At 42.4% G+C, this 19,126-nt stretch carries 13 protein-coding genes; all 13 read right to left on the bottom strand.

The window, feature by feature from the left end:
• Nucleotides 1–66: 66 nt before the first annotated feature.
• Complete coding sequence (ilvC, locus tag ACT17O_RS02155) at nucleotides 67–1,089, bottom strand: ketol-acid reductoisomerase (RefSeq protein WP_000290683.1); 1,023 nt, start codon at nucleotides 1,087–1,089, stop codon at nucleotides 67–69.
• Between the two features lie 89 nt (nucleotides 1,090–1,178).
• Entirely contained in the window at nucleotides 1,179–1,655 is a 477-nt protein-coding gene (gene ilvN, locus ACT17O_RS02150) for an acetolactate synthase small subunit (RefSeq protein ID WP_001253813.1), read from the bottom strand.
• Nucleotides 1,648–3,348 carry an acetolactate synthase large subunit gene (locus tag ACT17O_RS02145; RefSeq protein WP_444817637.1) on the bottom strand — a complete coding sequence of 567 codons (1,701 nt, stop codon included), beginning with the start codon at nucleotides 3,346–3,348 and terminating at the stop codon, nucleotides 1,648–1,650. The genes ilvN and ACT17O_RS02145 overlap by 8 nt, the downstream gene beginning before the upstream one ends.
• Before the next feature lie 322 nt (nucleotides 3,349–3,670).
• Entirely contained in the window at nucleotides 3,671–5,752 is a 2,082-nt protein-coding gene (gene fusA / locus ACT17O_RS02140) for an elongation factor G (protein WP_000090340.1), read from the bottom strand.
• 278 nt (nucleotides 5,753–6,030) lie between these two features.
• The gene (gene rpsG, locus ACT17O_RS02135; RefSeq protein WP_000087873.1) at nucleotides 6,031–6,501 is read right to left on the bottom strand and encodes a 30S ribosomal protein S7; all 471 of its coding nucleotides are present in this window, start codon (nucleotides 6,499–6,501) and stop codon (nucleotides 6,031–6,033) included.
• Nucleotides 6,502–6,520: 19 nt separating this feature from the next.
• A complete protein-coding gene (gene rpsL, locus ACT17O_RS02130; RefSeq protein ID WP_001142332.1) occupies nucleotides 6,521–6,934 on the bottom strand; it encodes a 30S ribosomal protein S12 in 414 nt (137 codons plus the stop codon).
• A 318-nt stretch (nucleotides 6,935–7,252) separates the two neighbouring features.
• Nucleotides 7,253–7,852, bottom strand: coding sequence for a response regulator transcription factor (locus ACT17O_RS02125; protein ID WP_070567312.1), 600 nt, complete (start codon nucleotides 7,850–7,852; stop codon nucleotides 7,253–7,255).
• A gap of 1 nt (nucleotide 7,853) precedes the next feature.
• On the bottom strand, nucleotides 7,854–8,951 hold the full coding sequence (locus ACT17O_RS02120; protein ID WP_061587141.1) for a sensor histidine kinase: 1,098 nt from the start codon (nucleotides 8,949–8,951) through the stop codon (nucleotides 7,854–7,856).
• 4 nt (nucleotides 8,952–8,955) lie between these two features.
• Nucleotides 8,956–9,690, bottom strand: coding sequence for an ABC transporter permease (locus ACT17O_RS02115; protein ID WP_000794227.1), 735 nt, complete (start codon nucleotides 9,688–9,690; stop codon nucleotides 8,956–8,958).
• Between the two features lie 12 nt (nucleotides 9,691–9,702).
• Entirely contained in the window at nucleotides 9,703–10,578 is an 876-nt protein-coding gene (locus tag ACT17O_RS02110; protein WP_000216048.1) for an ABC transporter ATP-binding protein, read from the bottom strand.
• The gene (locus ACT17O_RS02105) at nucleotides 10,565–10,759 is read right to left on the bottom strand and encodes a hypothetical protein (protein WP_000709167.1); all 195 of its coding nucleotides are present in this window, start codon (nucleotides 10,757–10,759) and stop codon (nucleotides 10,565–10,567) included. The genes ACT17O_RS02110 and ACT17O_RS02105 overlap by 14 nt, the downstream gene beginning before the upstream one ends.
• Complete coding sequence (locus ACT17O_RS02100) at nucleotides 10,756–10,962, bottom strand: hypothetical protein (RefSeq protein WP_000390738.1); 207 nt, start codon at nucleotides 10,960–10,962, stop codon at nucleotides 10,756–10,758. The genes ACT17O_RS02105 and ACT17O_RS02100 overlap by 4 nt, the downstream gene beginning before the upstream one ends.
• A gap of 110 nt (nucleotides 10,963–11,072) precedes the next feature.
• Nucleotides 11,073–18,917, bottom strand: coding sequence for a YSIRK-type signal peptide-containing protein (locus ACT17O_RS02095; RefSeq protein ID WP_444817636.1), 7,845 nt, complete (start codon nucleotides 18,915–18,917; stop codon nucleotides 11,073–11,075).
• Between the last annotated feature and the right edge of the window lie 209 nt (nucleotides 18,918–19,126).

Here is a 19,126-nt window from a genome sequence, read left to right as displayed (position 1 = left end):
TATACTTTTCAAGATAAAAAACGAGTTAGGTACCCCCAACTCGCCTTCTGTCTCTCTTTACAAGAATTAATTGTAGATTTTGAATGCGTCGTCGTCGTTTTTACCAACGAAAGGCATTGCTTTACGCAATTCTGCACCAACTTTTTCAATTTCAAGGTTAGCTGCTTGTTCACGGTAAGCAGTTAATTTTGGACGACCAGCCTTGTAGTCATTTACAAAGTCATTTGCAAATTTTCCATTTTGGATATCTGCTAAAACAGCTTTCATGTTTTCTTTCACTTGCTCAGTAATCACACGTGGACCTGATACATAGTCACCGTATTCAGCAGTGTTTGAAATAGATTGACGCATTTTCTTGAATCCACCCTCATAGATCAAGTCAACGATCAATTTCATTTCATGAAGAACTTCAAAGTAAGCCAATTCTGGGGCATAGCCTGCTTCTGTCAAGACTTCAAAACCTGCTTCGATAAGAGCAGTCAAACCACCACAAAGTACGGCTTGTTCACCAAACAAATCTTCTTCAGTTTCTTCTTTGTAAGTTGTTTCAAGCAAACCAACACGAGCTGCCCCAACACCTTTACACCAGTCCATAGCAATGTTTTTAGCATTTCCTGTAGCATCTTGGTAAACTGCGTAAAGAGCTGGCACACCAAATCCTTCTTCGTAAGTACGACGTACCAAGTGTCCTGGTCCTTTAGGAGCACACATGAAGACATCTACATCTGCAGGAACTTTGATAAATTCAAAGTGGATATTGAAACCATGAGCAAATCCAACTGCATTTCCAGCTTCCAAGTTTGGAGCGATTTCTGCTTCGTACAATTCTTGTTGGATTTCGTCTGGTGCCAAAATCATAATAACGTCAGCCAATTTAGTAGCTTCTGCTACTGTGTAAGTGTCAAATCCGTCTTCTTTTGCTTTGTCAAAAGATTTACCTGGACGCACACCGATGATGACATCACGACCTGAATCACGCAAGTTTTGCGCATGCGCATGTCCTTGTGAACCATAACCGATTACGGCGATTTTTTTACCGTCAAGCGCTGCTACTTTAACATCTTTTTCGTATTCCATTTGAACTGCCATAGTTTTTCTCTCTTTTCTATTTTTATTGCCTTATAGGCTGGTTAAACAAATTTATGCTGGATTTTATACTCATTGAAAATCAAAGAGTATTAGTCGCGGGTAAATCCAGTTGCACCCGTACGAGCGATATTTTTAATGCCGTATGGTCGAATCACTCGCAATAAAGCTTCACTCTTTTCAGCATTTCCCGTCATCTGGATGGTGATTGAGCTTGGAGCCACATCTACTACCGTTGCACGGAAAGGTTGGATAATGGCCAAGATTTCTGCACGCTTCTCAGCAGGAGCAGATACTTTTACCAAGATAACTTCTCTTTCCAAGTGTGGTTTATCTGTGATATCTCGAATGCGAATCACATCAATCTGACGATTGAGCTGTTTAATGATTTGCTCTACTTCATCATGAGAAGCTACATCAATAATGATGGTGATGCGAGATACATTGGGGTTCTCTGTCGCACCAACTGAGATACTCTCAATATTGACTTGACGACGAGAAAGGACACCTGTAAAACGATTCAAAACTCCTGAACGGTTTTGTAATCTAGCTGTTAACATTCTACGCATGGAACTGCACCCCCAACATCTCATGATTGCTCTTACCAGCTGGTACCATCGGTAATACCTGTTCCTTACGAGAAATATCCACCTCGATAAACATGGGCACATCCTCCAGAATGACTTCTAGATCCTTCTCTATCGTCTCTGGATTATCAAATTTATAGTTTTTGATGCCGTAGGCCTGTGCCATCAGCTGGAAGTCAGGAAGTGTATCAAAGACTGACTCGGAAGTTCTACCCTCATAGAAGGATTCCTGCCACTGACGAACCATTCCTAGTGAGTGGTTATTCAACATGACAACCTTAATCGGCACCTTGTAGATGTTTAGGATTGCTAGCTCTTGGTTGGTCATTTGGAAACCACCATCACCGACAAAAAGGATGACCTCTTTTTCTGGATTGGCAATCTTGGCTCCAATAGCTGCAGGAACTCCGAAGCCCATGGTACCCAAACCACCTGAAGTGACTAACTGACGCTCATTTTGGTAAGGATAATACTGAGCTGTCCACATTTGGTGTTGCCCGACGTCTGTGACAACAATGGCATCCCCATTCGTCAACTCACCGATGCGTTCAATAACGGCCTGCGGTTGAACCACACGTTCTTTCTTATCATAAGAACGAACTCGATTCTTGTCCTTGGTGACTTTTTCAATCCACTTTTCAGTATTGTTATGAACAGTTGGTTCTGCCAGTAGCATCTGCAAGGCTTTCTTAGCATCCCCCACTACAGGAATATCTGCACTGATAATCTTACCAATCTCAGCTGGGTCAACATCGATATGGGCAACCTTAGCATTCTTCGCGAAGGTCTTAGGGTTCCCAGTCAAGCGGTCATCGAAACGGCAACCAATACTAATCATAAAGTCCGCTTCCGTCATTGCAATGTTGGCTGCGAAAGAACCGTGCATGCCTCCCATCCCTAGGAAGAGCGGATGACTCGTTGCAATGGTACCTTGCCCCAGAAGACTAGTGACTACTGGAATCTGGTAACGTTCAGCAAATTCATTGAGCTCCTTGGAAGCTTCCGCATAGCTGATACCACCGCCTGCTAACAAAACAGGTTTCTTGGCTTTTGACAATTGCTTCAAGATTTTCTTGATTTGCATGTCATTCGGATCAAGCGTCGGTTGGTAACTTGGTAAATTCACCTCTGGTGAATAAATGAAATCTGTCTCTAGAGCTGATACATCCTTTGGCAAGTCAATCACAACAGGACCTGGACGACCTGTCGTTGCGATATGGACAGCTTCCGTAATGATACGAGGAATGTCTGCTGTCTCACGAACTTGGTAATTGTACTTGGTAATGGGCATGGTAATACCCACGATGTCTGCTTCCTGAAAGGCATCTTTCCCAATCCCAGCTCGCGCAACCTGACCTGTAAAGACCAAAAGGGGAACGCTATCGCTCATGGCATCTGCAATCCCTGTAATGGCATTTGTTGCTCCCGGCCCACTCGTGACGACGGCAACGCCCAACTTTCCAGTTGATTTGGCATATCCTTCAGCTTCGTGCAAACAACCTTGCTCATGGCGTCCTAAGATGTGGCGAATACCTTTAAAATTGTATATCGCATCATACAAAGGTAAGACTGCACCACCAGGATAACCAAAAATGGTATCAATCCCTAAGTCCCGAAGTGTTTCCAAAACTAGGTCCGACCCCGTCTTAGGAGATTCTAAACTGATTTTCTCCATTGTTCCCCTTTCTCTTCTCTTAAAAAAATAGCTTGTTACTATCATACCATTTTTTCAAAAATTTTCAAGGCAAAAGAGTCAATTTTCTGAATTTTCTATCTAAAAGTGTATTTATGAATCTTTTCCTCATTTTTATTAACTTTTCTACGGAATTAGGAACCTTTATTTACTTTAATTTATCAAATTAGATTATTTTCTTTCTGGATAGAATTAGTATTTTTCTCACTTAACGACCAAATTTGTATACTATATTCAGCAAAAATGAATAGTTAAAGACAAAAAAGGAAGCCACTAAGTGACTTCCTTCTAGAGTGAGGACTGATTAGTCTTCACCTTTGTTTTTCTTAATGATTTCTTCTTGTACTGACTTAGGTACATCTTCGTAGTGGTCAAATACCATCATGAAGGTACCACGTCCTTGAGATGCTGAACGAAGAACTGTTGCGTAACCGAACATTTCAGCAAGTGGAACGTAAGCACGAACGATTTGGCTGTTACCGTGAGCTTCCATACCATCTACACGTCCACGACGAGCAGTTACGTGACCCATAACATCACCAAGGTTTTCTTCAGGAACAGTGATGGTTACAAGCATCATTGGCTCAAGGATAGCTGGTTGTGCTGACTTAGCAGCTTCTTTAAGAGCAAGTGAAGCCGCGATCTTGAAGGCAGTTTCAGATGAGTCGACATCGTGGTATGAACCATCGTAAAGCTTAGCTTTCACGTCAACCATTGGGTAACCTGCAAGAACACCGTTAGCCATAGATTCTACCAAACCTTTTTCAACCGCTGGGATAAATTCACGAGGAACCACACCACCGACGATTGCGTTTTCGAATTCGAATCCTTTACCTTCTTCGTTTGGACTAAACTCAATCCATACATCACCAAATTGACCTTTACCACCAGACTGACGTTTGAAGAATCCACGTGCTTGAGTAGAAGCGCGGAATGTTTCACGGTAAGATACTTGAGGAGCACCTACGTTCGCTTCGACTTTAAACTCACGACGCATACGGTCAACAAGGACGTCAAGGTGAAGTTCACCCATACCTGAGATAACTGTTTCACCAGTTTCAACGTTTGTTTCAACGCGGAATGTTGGATCTTCTTCAGCCAATTTTTGAAGTGCGATACCCATCTTATCTTGGTCAGCTTTAGATTTTGGCTCAACCATCAACTGGATAACTGGTTCTGGAACGTGGATTGACTCAAGGATGATTTTAGCTTTTTCATCTGTCAATGAATCACCAGTAGTTGTATCCTTCAAACCAATAGCAGCTGCAATATCACCAGCATAAACGGTTTCGATTTCTTGACGACTATTGGCATGCAATTGCACAAGACGTCCGATACGTTCACGTTTACCTTTAGAAGTGTTCATTACGTAAGAACCTGATTGAAGAACACCTGAGTATACACGGAAGAATGTCAAACGACCTACAAATGGGTCTGTTGCAATCTTGAAGGCAAGAGCTGCGAATGGCTCTTCGTCAGATGCTGGACGAGTTTCTTCTTCGTCTGTATCTGGGTTGATACCTTTGATTGCTGGGATGTCAAGTGGGCTTGGAAGGTAGTCGATAACCGCATCAAGCATCAATTGAACACCCTTGTTCTTGAAGGCAGAACCACACAATACTGGGAAGAATTCAACGTTGATAGTTGCTTTACGGATAGCAACTTTCAATTCTTCGTTAGTGATTTCTTCACCTTCAAGGTATTTCATCATCAAGTCTTCATCAGTTTCAGCAACTGCTTCAACCAATTTTTCACGGTATTCTTGAGCTTGGTCAAGATATTCAGCTGGAATATCTTCTTCAAGGATATCTGTACCAAGGTCGTTAGTATAGATTTCAGCTTTCATCTTGATCAAGTCGATGATACCGCGGAAGTCATCTTCAGCACCGATTGGCAATTGGATTGGGTGTGCGTTTGCTTGAAGACGGTCGTGAAGTGTGCTTACTGAGTAAAGGAAGTCAGCACCGATTTTGTCCATTTTGTTGGCAAATACGATACGTGGAACTCCGTACTCAGTTGCTTGACGCCAAACTGTTTCAGTTTGAGGCTCAACACCTGATTGTGAGTCAAGAACAGTAACCGCACCGTCCAATACACGAAGAGAACGTTGTACTTCGATTGTGAAGTCCACGTGTCCTGGTGTGTCGATGATGTTTACGCGGTGGTTGTTCCATTGAGCTGTTGTCGCAGCAGATGTGATAGTGATACCACGTTCTTGCTCTTGCTCCATCCAGTCCATTTGTGACGCACCTTCGTGAGTTTCACCGATTTTGTGGATTTTACCAGTGTAGTAAAGAATACGCTCAGTAGTTGTTGTTTTACCGGCATCGACGTGAGCCATGATACCGATATTACGAGTTTTTTCAAGTGAAAATTCGCGTGCCATGAGGTTTGTTTCTCCTATTTATTTTAATTTCTATTCTATTATAACACGATTTTAATAAAAACGGATAGGCAGGACCTACCCGTTCTCAATGTTTATCTTGTTTTTGTTGGTTTCAACTTGTAGACAAGTTGAATTGAACTCGGGCTAAAAGCTCAAGTTAACTGATTTGAACCCGAGCGAGGCCCGGTGCAAAAAAGATAAACTGCTTTGTGTTCACGGAACACTGCATCAGTTTCCTATTTTTGCCTTGGGCCTTTGCCGCTCTTAGTATCATTTTATTACCAACGGAAGTGTGCGAAGGCACGGTTAGCTTCAGCCATACGGTGAGTGTCTTCACGTTTCTTAACAGCTGCACCAGTGTTGTTCGCAGCATCCAAGATTTCTTTTGCAAGACGGTCTTGCATTGTGTGTTCACCACGAAGGCGAGCGATGGTTACCAACCAACGAAGTCCAAGTGTTGTACGACGTTCTGGACGAACTTCAACTGGGACTTGGTAGTTAGATCCACCAACACGACGTGCACGTACTTCAAGTACAGGCATGATGTTTTCCATAGCTGTTTCAAATACTTCAAGTGCATCGTTTCCAGTAGCTTCTTTGATTTGCTCAAAAGCACCGTAAACGATTGAAGCAGCTGTACCACGTTTACCATCAAGCATAACGCGGTTGATAAGACGAGTAACTAGTTGTGAATTGTAAAGCGGATCTGGCAATACATCACGTTTTGGAGCTCTATTTTTACGACTCATTTCTCTTTATCCCCTTTCCTTATGCTTTTGGACGTTTAGTACCGTATTTAGAACGGCCTTGTTTACGATCGTTAACACCTGCAGTATCAAGTGCACCACGGACGATATGGTAACGTACCCCTGGAAGGTCTTTTACACGTCCACCACGAAGAAGCACCACGCTGTGCTCTTGCAAGTTGTGTCCGATACCTGGGATGTAGGCAGTAACTTCGATAAGGTTGCTCAAACGTACACGAGCGAATTTACGAAGGGCAGAGTTAGGTTTTTTAGGTGTCATTGTTCCCACACGAGTTGCAACACCACGTTTTTGTGGTGAAGAAACGTTTGTTTGAACTTTTTTATGACTGTTGTAACCAACGTTCAAAGCTGGTGATTTAGATTTTTCTACTTTTGATTTACGCGGTTTGCGAACCAATTGGTTAATTGTAGGCATCTACATTCTCCTGTGTTTTTTTATTTTTGGTGATGATACACTTGGTGACAGCTACCATCTGTGTGTACTTTTGCAACATTTGTCAGCACGTCCCTGTACACTTTTGAGAGACCAAAAGTAAAAAGTACCGTCTATTATTGTAACACAATTTTTCCTTCATTGTCAAGATATTTTTCATTTTTATTCTGATCTTTTAACTCTTTGACACTAGCTTTCACCGCTTTTCTAAACCAGAAAAGGAGGCGATTTACCTCCTCCTTTCTAGTATGGATTTCCTTTGATTCAAGTTATCGTTTCGGAATTTTTTAACCCTTCTTATCAAAGCCAACCAGATTCTTTTGCAATGTTGGCTGCCTCTGTTCGATTACCAGCATCTAGTTTCGAAAGAATATTGGTGACATAGTTTCGGACGGTTCCATTTGATAGATAAAGCTGATCTGCGATTTCTTGATTAGACAAGCCCTGAGCGATTCCCTTTAAAACAGTGATTTCTTGCTCTGTTAACGGGTTAGGATGCGTCATCACCACTTCCATCAATTCAGGCGAATATTCCTTGCGTCCTTCGAGAACAGTGTGCAAGGTTTGCATGAGGTCTGCAATGCTTCTTTCTTTCAAGACATAAGCATCCACTCCAGCCTTGACCGCACGTTCAAAATATCCGGGACGTTTGAAGGTCGTCACCACAACCACCTTTGTTTCTAGCTTTTCTGCTCGTATCCACTCCAAGACTTCGAGGCCTGTCTTAACAGGCATTTCTACGTCAAGAATGGCGATATCTACAGACTCCTTTTCTAAGAGTTGGATTGCTTCTTGGCCATCCTTGGCTTGTAGGACAGACTCTACATCTGGTTGAAAGGTAAGCAACTGGCACATAGCATCTCGCAACATACTTTGATCTTCTGCAACAAGTAATTTCATCTTAATTTCTCTCCTTATAAGGTAGCCGAACCTGCACTTCAGTCGGATGTTTCTGAATGATCACCTTTACTTCTCCTGAAAAAGGAAGGACACGGTCTCGAACGGTATGGAGTTCATCTCCTTTTAGTGAAGCAAAGCCACAGCCATCATCTCTCACTGTTAGGATGAGTTCTTTCTCAGTTCGTTCTAATTTCAAGTAAGCTTTCGATGCTTTAGCATGCTTGATGATGTTGGTCACTAACTCAAGCAAAATCATGGAGGCCGTTGATTCTAATTCCTGAGTTAGGCTAGCTGTATCTAGTTGGTGATTGATTTCCGTTTCAATTCCTGCAATTTCCAGCATTTTTTTAACAGTCGCAAACTCGGAAGCAAGGGTTCTTGTTTTAAGATTTTCGATAATTGTACGGACTTCATTCATGGATTCTTTACTGATTTGATGAATTTCTTTTAATTCTTTTTCCACTTGAGGATAGGCCTGCATTTGAAGAAGCTGGAGGGCAAGGTCCGTCTTCACACTCAACATGGCAAAGGTATGACCTAGGCTGTCATGGAGATCCTGACCGATACGACTGCGTTCGTTTTCAGCCAAGAAAAGATTGAGCTTGGCATTTTGTTTCATCTTTTCTTCTTTTATGTCCTCCGACAATCGAATTCGATAGAGACCAAAGGTCATTGCATCGGAAAAGATAAAGGTCACCAAGAAAAAGAGTAGCTGCCAGGGACTAACATGATTGACCATATAGATTCCGGTCAGAATAAATGGTTGCAGGACAATAAAACTGACAAAACGCCAAGAGTGAAAAGAAATCTCATCCAGCTCATAAATAAGGAGATTGGATAAATAAAAGATAAACCATGTGAAACCTGAACTTAGCCAAACAGATGTATAAAAAATGTAGACAAGCATGGACCACCATGCTAGCCACTGCACGGTGCGATTCTGACTGATTAAAACCGAATAGAAGGCAAGTACAAATAGTAGGGTCCATAGCAAGGTTAAAAGCGGGTAATCTCCAACGATGACACCCGCTATAGGAAAGATGATAAACACAATTGAAATATGAAACATATAATGAATGTTTTTAAATTTTTCCAACATAGATTTATTTTACCTCAATCCTTTTTTTCAGCTGGATTACCAGTACACCAAAGAAAACTGTATAGCCTAGCACAACCAAGGCAGAAAGAATATTAAATTCATGGTGTTCCAAATAAGTAGAGACGACCTGCATCAGTTGATAGGTTGGAGTCAGCTTTCCAATAGATTGGAGCCATTCTGGGAAGGAATCCAAGGGGAACCACAGTCCACCTAGAACAGCCAAAGCAATATAGGCAATATTTCCAACAACCGTCATCAGTTGAGCACTGGGTAGCAAGCTCACCAAGACCCCCATGCTGATAAAGACCACGCTTCCGATCAGCAAAATAGCACCAATTACCATCCAGTCAAGCCAAGGCAGAGTCACTCCACGGACAAAATGACCAACTGAAAAGACAACTGTAATTGATAACAAGAAAGTCAGTAGGGTACTGAACAGTTTTGATACATAATATTCTACCATAGATACGGGAGAATGTTGAATCAATTTTTGCCAGTTGTTTGTCTTATCAGACTCGAGTGTGCTTGGGATACTGAAAAAAGCACTTGACATGATACTAAAGAGCGTCATGGCAAAAAGATAGGCTTGAAGAGCAATTTCTGGAATATCTGACCCTGACATCATACCAGAAAAGATAAGGTAAAACACACTTGGAAGTCCGATGGATAGCAAGTAGTAGACTGCTTGCCGTTTCATCAGAATGATTTCCACTTTCATGAGACTTGTCATATTTTTCATCGTCAATCTCCTTTAATCTTGAGTCGTTTCGAAGATACTGTCTAAGAGAGTTCGATTGCGAACTTCAATTTCTTCGATCATGCAGCCCTGATCTTGCAAGACTTTCCATACCTGGCTGGCTTCTTTGGTTGTGAAGGAAAGAGCATTTTGCTTGATTTCAAGCTCTTGAACCTGGTCCAAAGTGCTGATAACTTCCTGATAAGTTAGAGGTACCGTAAAGTGTTTTTCTTGTTCTTCACCACGCATGGCATAAGGCGTCGTATCGCGAATCAATTCTCCCTTGTGGAGGACCAAAATGCGGTCAGCCGTATGTTCTACCTCTTCGATATAGTGGGAAGAATAGACAATGGTGACACCATTTTTCTTTAACTGATTGACAATTTCCCAAAAATGCTGACGAGTCGAGGTATCCATGGCAGCAGTTGGCTCGTCTAAAAATAGAATTTTCGGACGACCTATTAAAGACAACACAAAAGAGAACAAACGTTTTTGCCCACCAGACAACTTGCCCGCTAGCTGATTTTTCTGTTTGTCCGAAAATCTCAGCAAGTCATCAATTTCTTGATTGGAGAGACTGTTTGGATAGATTGATTGAAAGAAGGATAAGAGTTCTTTCACTTTCAAGTCTTGAACCACCGTATTTTCTTGAGGTAAGATAGAAATAAGCTGCTTTAATCGAGGATCTGTTGGTGCAAAGCCTTGAATAGCTATCTGACCTGAGCTCACGAACTTGTCGCCCAAGAGGCAATCAATCAAGGTCGTCTTACCTGCTCCGTTAGGTCCGATCAAGGCGACACATTCACCATCGTTGATTTCAAAGGAGATGTTCCGCAAGATCTCCTTGTCTTTTATTTTCTTACTCAATTTCTCAACTTTAATCACAGTCATGAGATTCTCCTTTCAACCACTTCATTCCCATAGGGAAAACGACGAAAATCATAAACCCAAAACCCCAAGCACCACGAATAAATTGGCGAAGCACGGTTTGGTCAAACCAACCAGTAAACATTTCCACTAACCATACCAAGAGTGACAGGCCGATAAAGAAATAGATGATTGCTTTTTTCATTCCTCAAACTCCTTTTTTACATCTCTGACTAATTTCAAACCTTCTCTGACAAGCCAAGACATCATTCCAAAGCCAGCAAAGAGCTCCCAAGGAAAATGATAGAAACCCTCGTCCAATCCTGAAAACATGAGATAGGTCATAACTCCTGCTGCTACTAAACTCACTGCGACAATCATTTTATTTTTCATTTTTTCTTCCTCCATTTCATACTTCAATTATAGTCCTTTGAAGTTAACTGAGCTAGATGCTTCTGTCACTAGGAAATATGACAAATGTCATAAAAAAGAACCGATTTCTCGGTTCTTAAAAATGATTAGTCTGATTCATCGTTTCGTTTCTTTTTACCTAGCAATCCAAGTGTCATGGCACCTGCTAGGGCTGTCAGAATTCCTAGATTTTTCAAACCATCTTCTTGACTTCCTGTATTTGGAAGTTGATTTTTTTCTACAGAGATGTTTTGGGTCAATTGATCTGGTTTCGAATCAGGTACTGAAAGTTCTTTTTTATCAGACGGCTTCACTTGCTCTGGAAGTTCTACTACTGTTGGAGTATAGAATCCTGAAATGATATTTCCATTACGGTCTTTACGGATCACTTTCACACCTTTGGCTTGTCCTACAAAGTCTGCCTCAGGGGTAAAGGTGACGGTGCCATCTGGTGAGATTACATAAGTTCCTTCACCTGAAACGACTTTTTCAGTTGTTCCATCTTCAAAGGTTGGCGGAACTGTCAGATCGACATCACCTGTAAAGTTTGGTTTACCAGTCTGAGTTTGACCTTTAAGACCTTCTGATGTCGCATCACTCACTTGTGTTTGTCCAAGGACAGTTGGTGTGTAGCGAGCAGTAACTACATTTCCATACACATCCAAACGTTTCACAACCAATCCTTTAGCTGTACCAACAAAGTCTGGTTCTGGAGTAAAGGTAATCTTACCATCTTTATCAATTGTATAGCTTCCTTCACCCGGAACAACCATAGTCGTGCTACCATCCTCAAATGTTGGTGGTACAGTCGAATCGATATGTCCTTCAAACACTGGTATTGCCACTTGTGGTTGGCCTTTTGCTCCTGTAGAAGCCGTGTCATGACCAGTAGATGGATCTACAACTGTTGGACGATAGCTTGCAGTAACTGGAGTACCATTCTTATCCTTGCGGACAATCGTTACGCCTGTTCCTTGTCCTACAAAATTAGCTTCTGGAGTGAAGGTGACGATGCCATCTAGTGAGATTGCATAAGTTCCTTCACCTGGAATCACTTTTTCAGTTGTTCCATCTTCAAATGTCGCCGCCACAGTTTCATCGATTGGAACAAGCGGATTACCACCTTCAAATGTTGGCGTACCTGTTTGAACAAGACCCTTAATGTTAACTGAAGAAGTATCTTTACCAGTTGGAGTCACCTTAGTAAACTCTGGGCTGTAAGTCGCAGTAACTGGGGTGCCATTCTTATCCACACGTTTGACTGTGACTGGAGTTGGGTTTCCAACAAACTGTTTGTCTGGCGTGAAAGTTACAGTTCCGTCTGGGGCAATCGTGTAAGTTCCTTGGCCTGGAATAGTCTTCTCTTTGCTTCCATCTTCGAAGGTTGGTTCAACTGTTTCATCGATTGGAACCAGTGGATCACCACCTTGGAAGCTTGGAGTGCCTGTTTGTGGAACACCCTGAGGACCCGTGCTAGTTGCGCTAGTTCCTGTTGGTGTTACTTTCGTAAACTCTGGACTATAAGTTGCAGTAACTGGGGTGCCGTTCTTATCCACACGTTTGACTGTAACTGGAGTTGGGTTTCCGACAAACTGTTTGTCTGGGGTGAAGGTCACTGTGCCGTCTGGTGCAATCGTGTAAGTTCCTTCACCTGGAATAGTCTTCTCTTTGCTTCCATCTTCGAAGGTTGGCTCAACTGTTTCATCGATTGGAACCAGTGGATCGCCACCTTGGAAGCTTGGAGTGCCTGTTTGTGGAACACCCTGAGGACCTGTGCTGGTTGCGTTAGTGCTGGTTGGGGTTACTTCTTTCACCACCGCTTGGTACTTGACAGTAACAGGAGTTCCGTTGGCATCCACACGAGTCAATTCAAGTTCTGGTGTTTCACCCTTGAACTGTTTATCAGGAGTGAAGGTCACCTTACCATCTGCGTCCACTTCGAACTTACCAACATTTGGCACTTCTTTCACAGTTGCACCATTGTCAAATAGTGGAGTTGAATCAGCTGGGAATGGAACAGAATCATGGCCTGGAGTGAAGGTCACTTTACCTTCTTGTACCTGACCTTGCAAACCTTCTGTCTTATCACCTGAACCAGTTGGCGTTACTTTCGTAAACTCTGGACTATAAGTCGCAGTAACTGGGGTACCATTCTTATCTACACGTTTGACTGTGACTGGATCTGGTTTGCCTACAAACTGCTTGTCTGGAGTGAAGGTTACTGTTCCGTCTGGAGCAATCGTATAGGTTCCTTGACCTGGAATGGTCTTCTCTTTGCTTCCATCTTCGAAGGTTGGCTCGACTGTTTCATCAATTGGAACCAGTGGATCACCACCTTGGAAGATTGGAGTACCAGTTTGTGGAAGTCCTTGAGGACCTGTACTTGTTGCAAAGGTTCCAGTTGGAGTTACCTTAGTAAACTCTGGGCTGTATGTCGCAGTAACTGGGGTGCCATTCTTATCCACACGTTTCACTGTAACTGGATCTGGGTTTCCAACAAACTGCTTGTCTGGAGTGAAGGTTACAGTTCCGTCTGGTGCAATCGTGTAGGTTCCTTGGCCTGGAATAGATTTCTCTTTGCTTCCATCTGCGAAGGTTGGCTCTACTGTTTCATCGATTGGAACTAATGGGTCACCACCTTTAAACGTTGGAGTTCCTATTTGCAGAAGTCCTTGAGGGCCTGTGCTGGTTGCGCCGGTTCCTGTTGGTGTTACCTTGGTCACTGTTGGGGTATATGTCGCAGTAACTAGGGTGCCATTCTTATCGACTCGTTTAACCGTTACTGGAGCTGGAGTACCAACATATTGTTTTTCTGGTGTAAAGGTAATAGAGCCATCTGGATTGATGCTGTATTCACCTACACCCGGAACTGTTTTCGTTGACTGTCCATCTTCGAAAGTCATTGGTTTCGTATCATCCAGTGGAACAGCTGGATTACCTTCTGTGAAGGTTGGGGTACCTTTTTGCGGTTGACCTTGGATACCATTTGAAGTGGCATCCGTTGAAGTTGGAACTACTTCTTTCACTACTGCTTGGTACTTGACAGTAACAGGAGTTCCATTGGCATCCACACGAGTCAATTCAAGTTCTGATGTTTCACCCTTGAACTGTTTATCAGGAGTGAAGGTCACCTTGCCATCTGCGTCTACTTCGAACTTACCAACATTTGGCACTTCCTTCATAGCTGTACCATTGTCAAATAATGGAGTTGAATCAGCTGGGAATGGAACTGAGTCATGGCCTGGAGTGAAGGTCACTTTACCTTCTTGGACTTGACCTTGAAGTCCTTCTGTCTTATCACCTGAACCAGTTGGGGTTACTTTCGTAAACTCTGGACTGTAGGTCGCAGTGACTGGAGTGCCATTCTTATCAACACGTTTGACTGTGACTGGTTCTGGTGTACCAACGAACTGCTTGTCTGGTGTGAAGGTCACAGTTCCATTTGATGCAATCGTGTAAGTTCCTTCACCTGGAATCACTTTTTCAGTTGATCCATCTTCAAATGTCGCTGCCACAGTTTCATCGATTGGAACCAGTGGGTCGCCACCTTGGAAGCTTGGAGTTCCTGTTTGTGGAACACCCTGAGGACCCGTGCTAGTTGCGTTAGTGCTGGTTGGAACTACTTCTTTCACCACCGCTTGGTACTTGACTGTAACAGGAGTTCCGTTGGCATCCACACGAGTCAATTCAAGTTCTGGTGTTTCCCCCTTGAATTGCTTATCTGGGGTGAAGGTCACCTTGCCATCTGCATCCACTTCGAACTTACCAACATTTGGTACTTCTTTCACAGTTGTACCATTGTCAAATAGTGGTGTCGAATCCGCTGGGAATGGAACTGAGTCATGGCCTGGAGTGAAGGTCACTTTACCTTCTTGGACCTGATCTTGCAGACCTTCTGTCATATCACCTGTACCAGTTGGCGTTACTTTCTCAACAACTGGGGTATAGGTCGTTACAGCCGACTCTCCATTTTTATCCACCACTCCAACTCGAACTGGAGTTGCCGGACCATAGAAGGTTTTCAGTGGAGTAAAGACAATTGTTTTATTTACAAGATCTAAATCGTACGTCCCTTGGTTGGCAATGGTTAGCGAAGTTACCTTTTGTCCATTCTCATCATAAAGAAAGACACTGCTTTGGACTAGGTCAACGGATTTCTTTGCTCCATTAATGGTTGTTGTCCCTTTTGTAAAGTGGACCTCGCTCTCGCTTGCTCTATCCTCATCAAATCGAATCGTTGCTGCTTGCTTCTGCCCTTGAAGGCCTTTAGATTTCGCTGCACTTGCTGAAGGGACAACTGGAAGTGGAACATAATACACCACCCGATACCAGGTAAATTCTTTTTCCAACTCTTCATCTCTAGGATCATCCGCGTTCATTAAATATTCATAGAGAGCTCCTTCTCCCGACATTGTGTTTGCATCAATATCCTCTCTTGGATAATAGCCAGGAATTTCAGGAGAAATCACTTGAGACCAAGTTTGGTCTGCAGACCAGGCTGAGTATGTCACACCAGCTGTCGCATCATTTGGTTGCCGTTTCGCCAAAACCTGGTCAATTCTCTTCGTGCGAGTAAACGAATGAGTCTCAACATGTTTTGGAGGAAGGAGTGATAAATCAGAATGGTTTGTTTTTTTGAGATATTCAAAATCAACCTCGCGAGTTCCACGAACAGTTTCGGTTAGTTCTGTAATCTTGTGTCTAAACTGAAACTTGAATTGTTTTGGACTAGCCGAATCACCAAAGGTATGATCTGTAAAATCGTTACTGATCAGTTCATATCCTGCATCTTCCAATTCCTTAATTCGACGAGCAGGATCATAAGAAATTGGTCCGTTTGGTTTTCCTACAACTGTGTCTACCTGTCCTAGTTGTACTTCCTTAGACGGATCGTTTATATCCACAAAGGTAAAACTTGCAGATGACAGTTTGGTAGACATTTGGATTGAAACATTATTGGACTCAGTGTACTTGGAACTGCCATTTGCCAGTGCCGAAGAAAGATAAGCCGTAGCACCTGGGGCAGTATCTTGCCCGATAACTGCTCCATCAATAGGAAACTGAATCCTACTTCCAGCAGCAACCGGAGCAGTCGAATGCCAACGAACTGCACGAATCTCTGACCAATCCGACACTTGATCTGCTGTGAGCCATTGTGAAGCACTAATTTCTGCAGCAGTGCCTGCAGTACGACTATATTGAACTTCCCAGCCTGAAGGTGGTGTTAAAGCTTTTGTCAAACTCACTGTAAATCCAGAACCACGATTTCTGGATTCTAGCTGTTTATCACCTTTCATCGGCAGGGATGACAAAACATAGACATCTGAAACAGGCTGTTTCGCTGCGTTTTTATAGGTCACTCTGAAATCAATCTCATCGCCAGGATAGTGCTCTTGGGTATTGTAGGCAAAGTGTTGGTTTGTAGCTCTCTTCACTTCAGAGTAGACACCACTCGCTTCAGAAGCCTGTACGATCACATCGAAGTCATAAGAAACTGAATTTTTCGAGGTAACTGTAATGCCATCAAGCTCCCCTAAGTCGTAGCCATTCTGAGCTTGAACGTCAGGAAGTTCCTCGTCCCAAAAAGCAATCGCTTTATAGGTGTAGGTCCCATTTGGAATCGTCTTGTTTTCTAACTTCAAAAGTGTTGCAGGCATAGGGGAGTCTGGAGTCCCCTTTACTTGGGCATAGTAGAGAGTTTTCCCAGTATCTTTGTAATTATAATAAACCTTAAAATTAGGACTCCCACTAAAGTTTAATTGTGGATCAGCCAAATAAGCCAGATGGTAAACTCCCGTCAAGTTTGCGAAGTTCTGAGTAGGGGTGTCTTTACCCGCAGTCCTTGTGATAAAATCTTCCTTAAAACCAGAAGCATCTGTATGTCGGTTGAAAACATCTGTCCGACGACGTCCAACCATCGAAATTTGCTGGATAACACGCGTCAATTCGGCTGAAGCCGTTTGAGAGAAGGAAACAGTGTTGCTAGTATTCTTAAAAGTGAAATCCGTTCTAGAATCCAACTTACTAATCGTCGAATCTTTATAGAGACTTTCCCAATTATTAAAACGTGTTTTGGTCTGGAAAAAAAATGCCGAAGTATCATTTGTCGAGGACTTCCTCATCTTGATATTTTTAAACTTGTACTCCAGTTCCTTCACATCTTGCTCTTCCGTCAATCGTAGACTACGGGTGTTACTATTAAAAGTCCCTAACAACTCACCTGTAGCTTTATTGTATACTTCTACGGATGCATCCGGTGAGGAGAAAAATTCATTCCAATAACGATCCTCAATCGCATTGACTTCTCGATAAGACTCTCGTGAATCCTGTATTTTATGAGTGACAGTGTAGTCATTGATAGGATAATCTTTTTCAACCTCTGCGACTGATGAAAGTCGAACATTAGAACGGTATTCTGTTTCACCATAGGAACGAATTATCTCCGAGTCAGACTGATTATAGTGTCTATATTCAAAGAGAGAAGACTCTGGCTGGTCTGTTTTTTGAACAAAGAGAGCATAAGGCAGAACGGCCGTATTTTGATAGCTAGTTCCATCTGCTTTTGTATAGATACCCGTCACAGTAAAGTTTTGCGCTTTTCTATTGATATCTGCTACTTTGGCATTCTTTAACTTGAAAGAAATTGGAATGAGCTTATTTTTATTGTTATTAATATCTTGAAGCGGATTGTTAGCTCTGTTAATCGTCAGATGGTAACCCGTCGCATCGGCAGTCCATCCTAGAGCTTTAGCTTCATCTGTCAATTCATAACCTTCTTTTAACTCTATATTATAGGTATAAGAAGTGACAGGATCAATGATATGCCCTCCGACATCACTAATCCCCATACCATTGATCATACGACCATCAAAGACACCATTTCCATAGTTGAAGTAATCATTTCTTACCGTATTATTCTTAGGATCTTTCGCACCGTTAAATAGATAGTAGGACACGACCGATGAATCATCGTCGACAATACCATCGTTATTTCGATCGTAGCCAATGACCTGATTGCCAGACATTGGAGTCAGGCCACCCACCCCGTTTTCTAAGACTTTCCATGTGTGTTCAATGCTTCCAAGTTCTTTGAGGACATTGCCATTTTTGTCATAGAGCTTAGCAGTTGCGGTCACCTTATGGTCTGGCCCAATGGCTTGGACAGCACCTCCCCAGTTCTGAGTCAAAGGATCTATCTGAAAAGTATAGACGAAGTTATAGTTTGCTCCACCTCTCAGATTTGCAGGTTCTATCTTTAAATCAAGGTCCCCATTCGTTTTTTCTTGGCTGAACTTTACACCACCAACTGGAGAAGGGGTCAATTTAATCGCCTTACCATTTTGGAAATGAATTTTGATATACCCACCAGAATAATCTGCTTCGTGTCCAGTAATACTAAAAGTCAAGGACTCACGAACACTATCTACAGCATGGATATCTTTGATTGGCGAATGAGTTTTAAATTCTGCATTGACTTCATCTAGCGATCTCTTGCGCCTAGAAGAAGTTTTCCCGCTAGAGCCACTTTCTTCCTTGCTTTTCTGCTCAGTTTGAGTTGATTCTAGAGATTGCTTTTTCTCCTCATCTAAAGAAGGCTGACTCGCTTCCTTCGTATTGTCAACTTGAGAAACTGGTTGGCTCTGAGAGACTGGTGCAGATACTTCTGTTTTGGACGGTTCAGCTTTATCCTCCAGCTCCTTAACCGCTTCGTTCTGTGTTACCACTTTTTGAGGCTCAGAAATAACTTCCTGCCCATTCTCAGCACTTTTTTCCTTCTGTTGAATTTCCGCCTGCGTTTGTTGTTCCTTATTGTTGACTTGAGCTTCATCTGCTTGCACTGGTGAAGTAGCCATCACCATAAAGGTTCCTAGCAATACCGAACAGGTCCCAACACTTAACTTTCTAATCGAAAAGCGGGAAAAAGATTGATTAAAAAATTTTTTCTTCATCATTTCTCCTTTATATTCATACTTAATCTAACATAACAGCTTTATCATTATAACTTATAGTAAATAGAATTTCCAATAGAATGTTCATTTCTACAGAAATTTCTTTATAACTCCATTTGCATAGAAAAAGGAAGCTGTAAAACCAGCTTCCTTCTGTTGTTTTCGGCTCTATAATATTTGTAGTGGGTAAATCCCCTATGGATATCATGGAG

This window comes from Streptococcus sp. HJ1 (assembly GCF_052399005.1).
In the GTDB taxonomy this organism is placed as follows: Bacteria; Bacillota; Bacilli; order Lactobacillales; family Streptococcaceae; genus Streptococcus.
The sequence above is the reverse complement of the archived record's forward strand: the minus strand, read 5'-3'. Positions and strand labels throughout refer to the sequence as shown.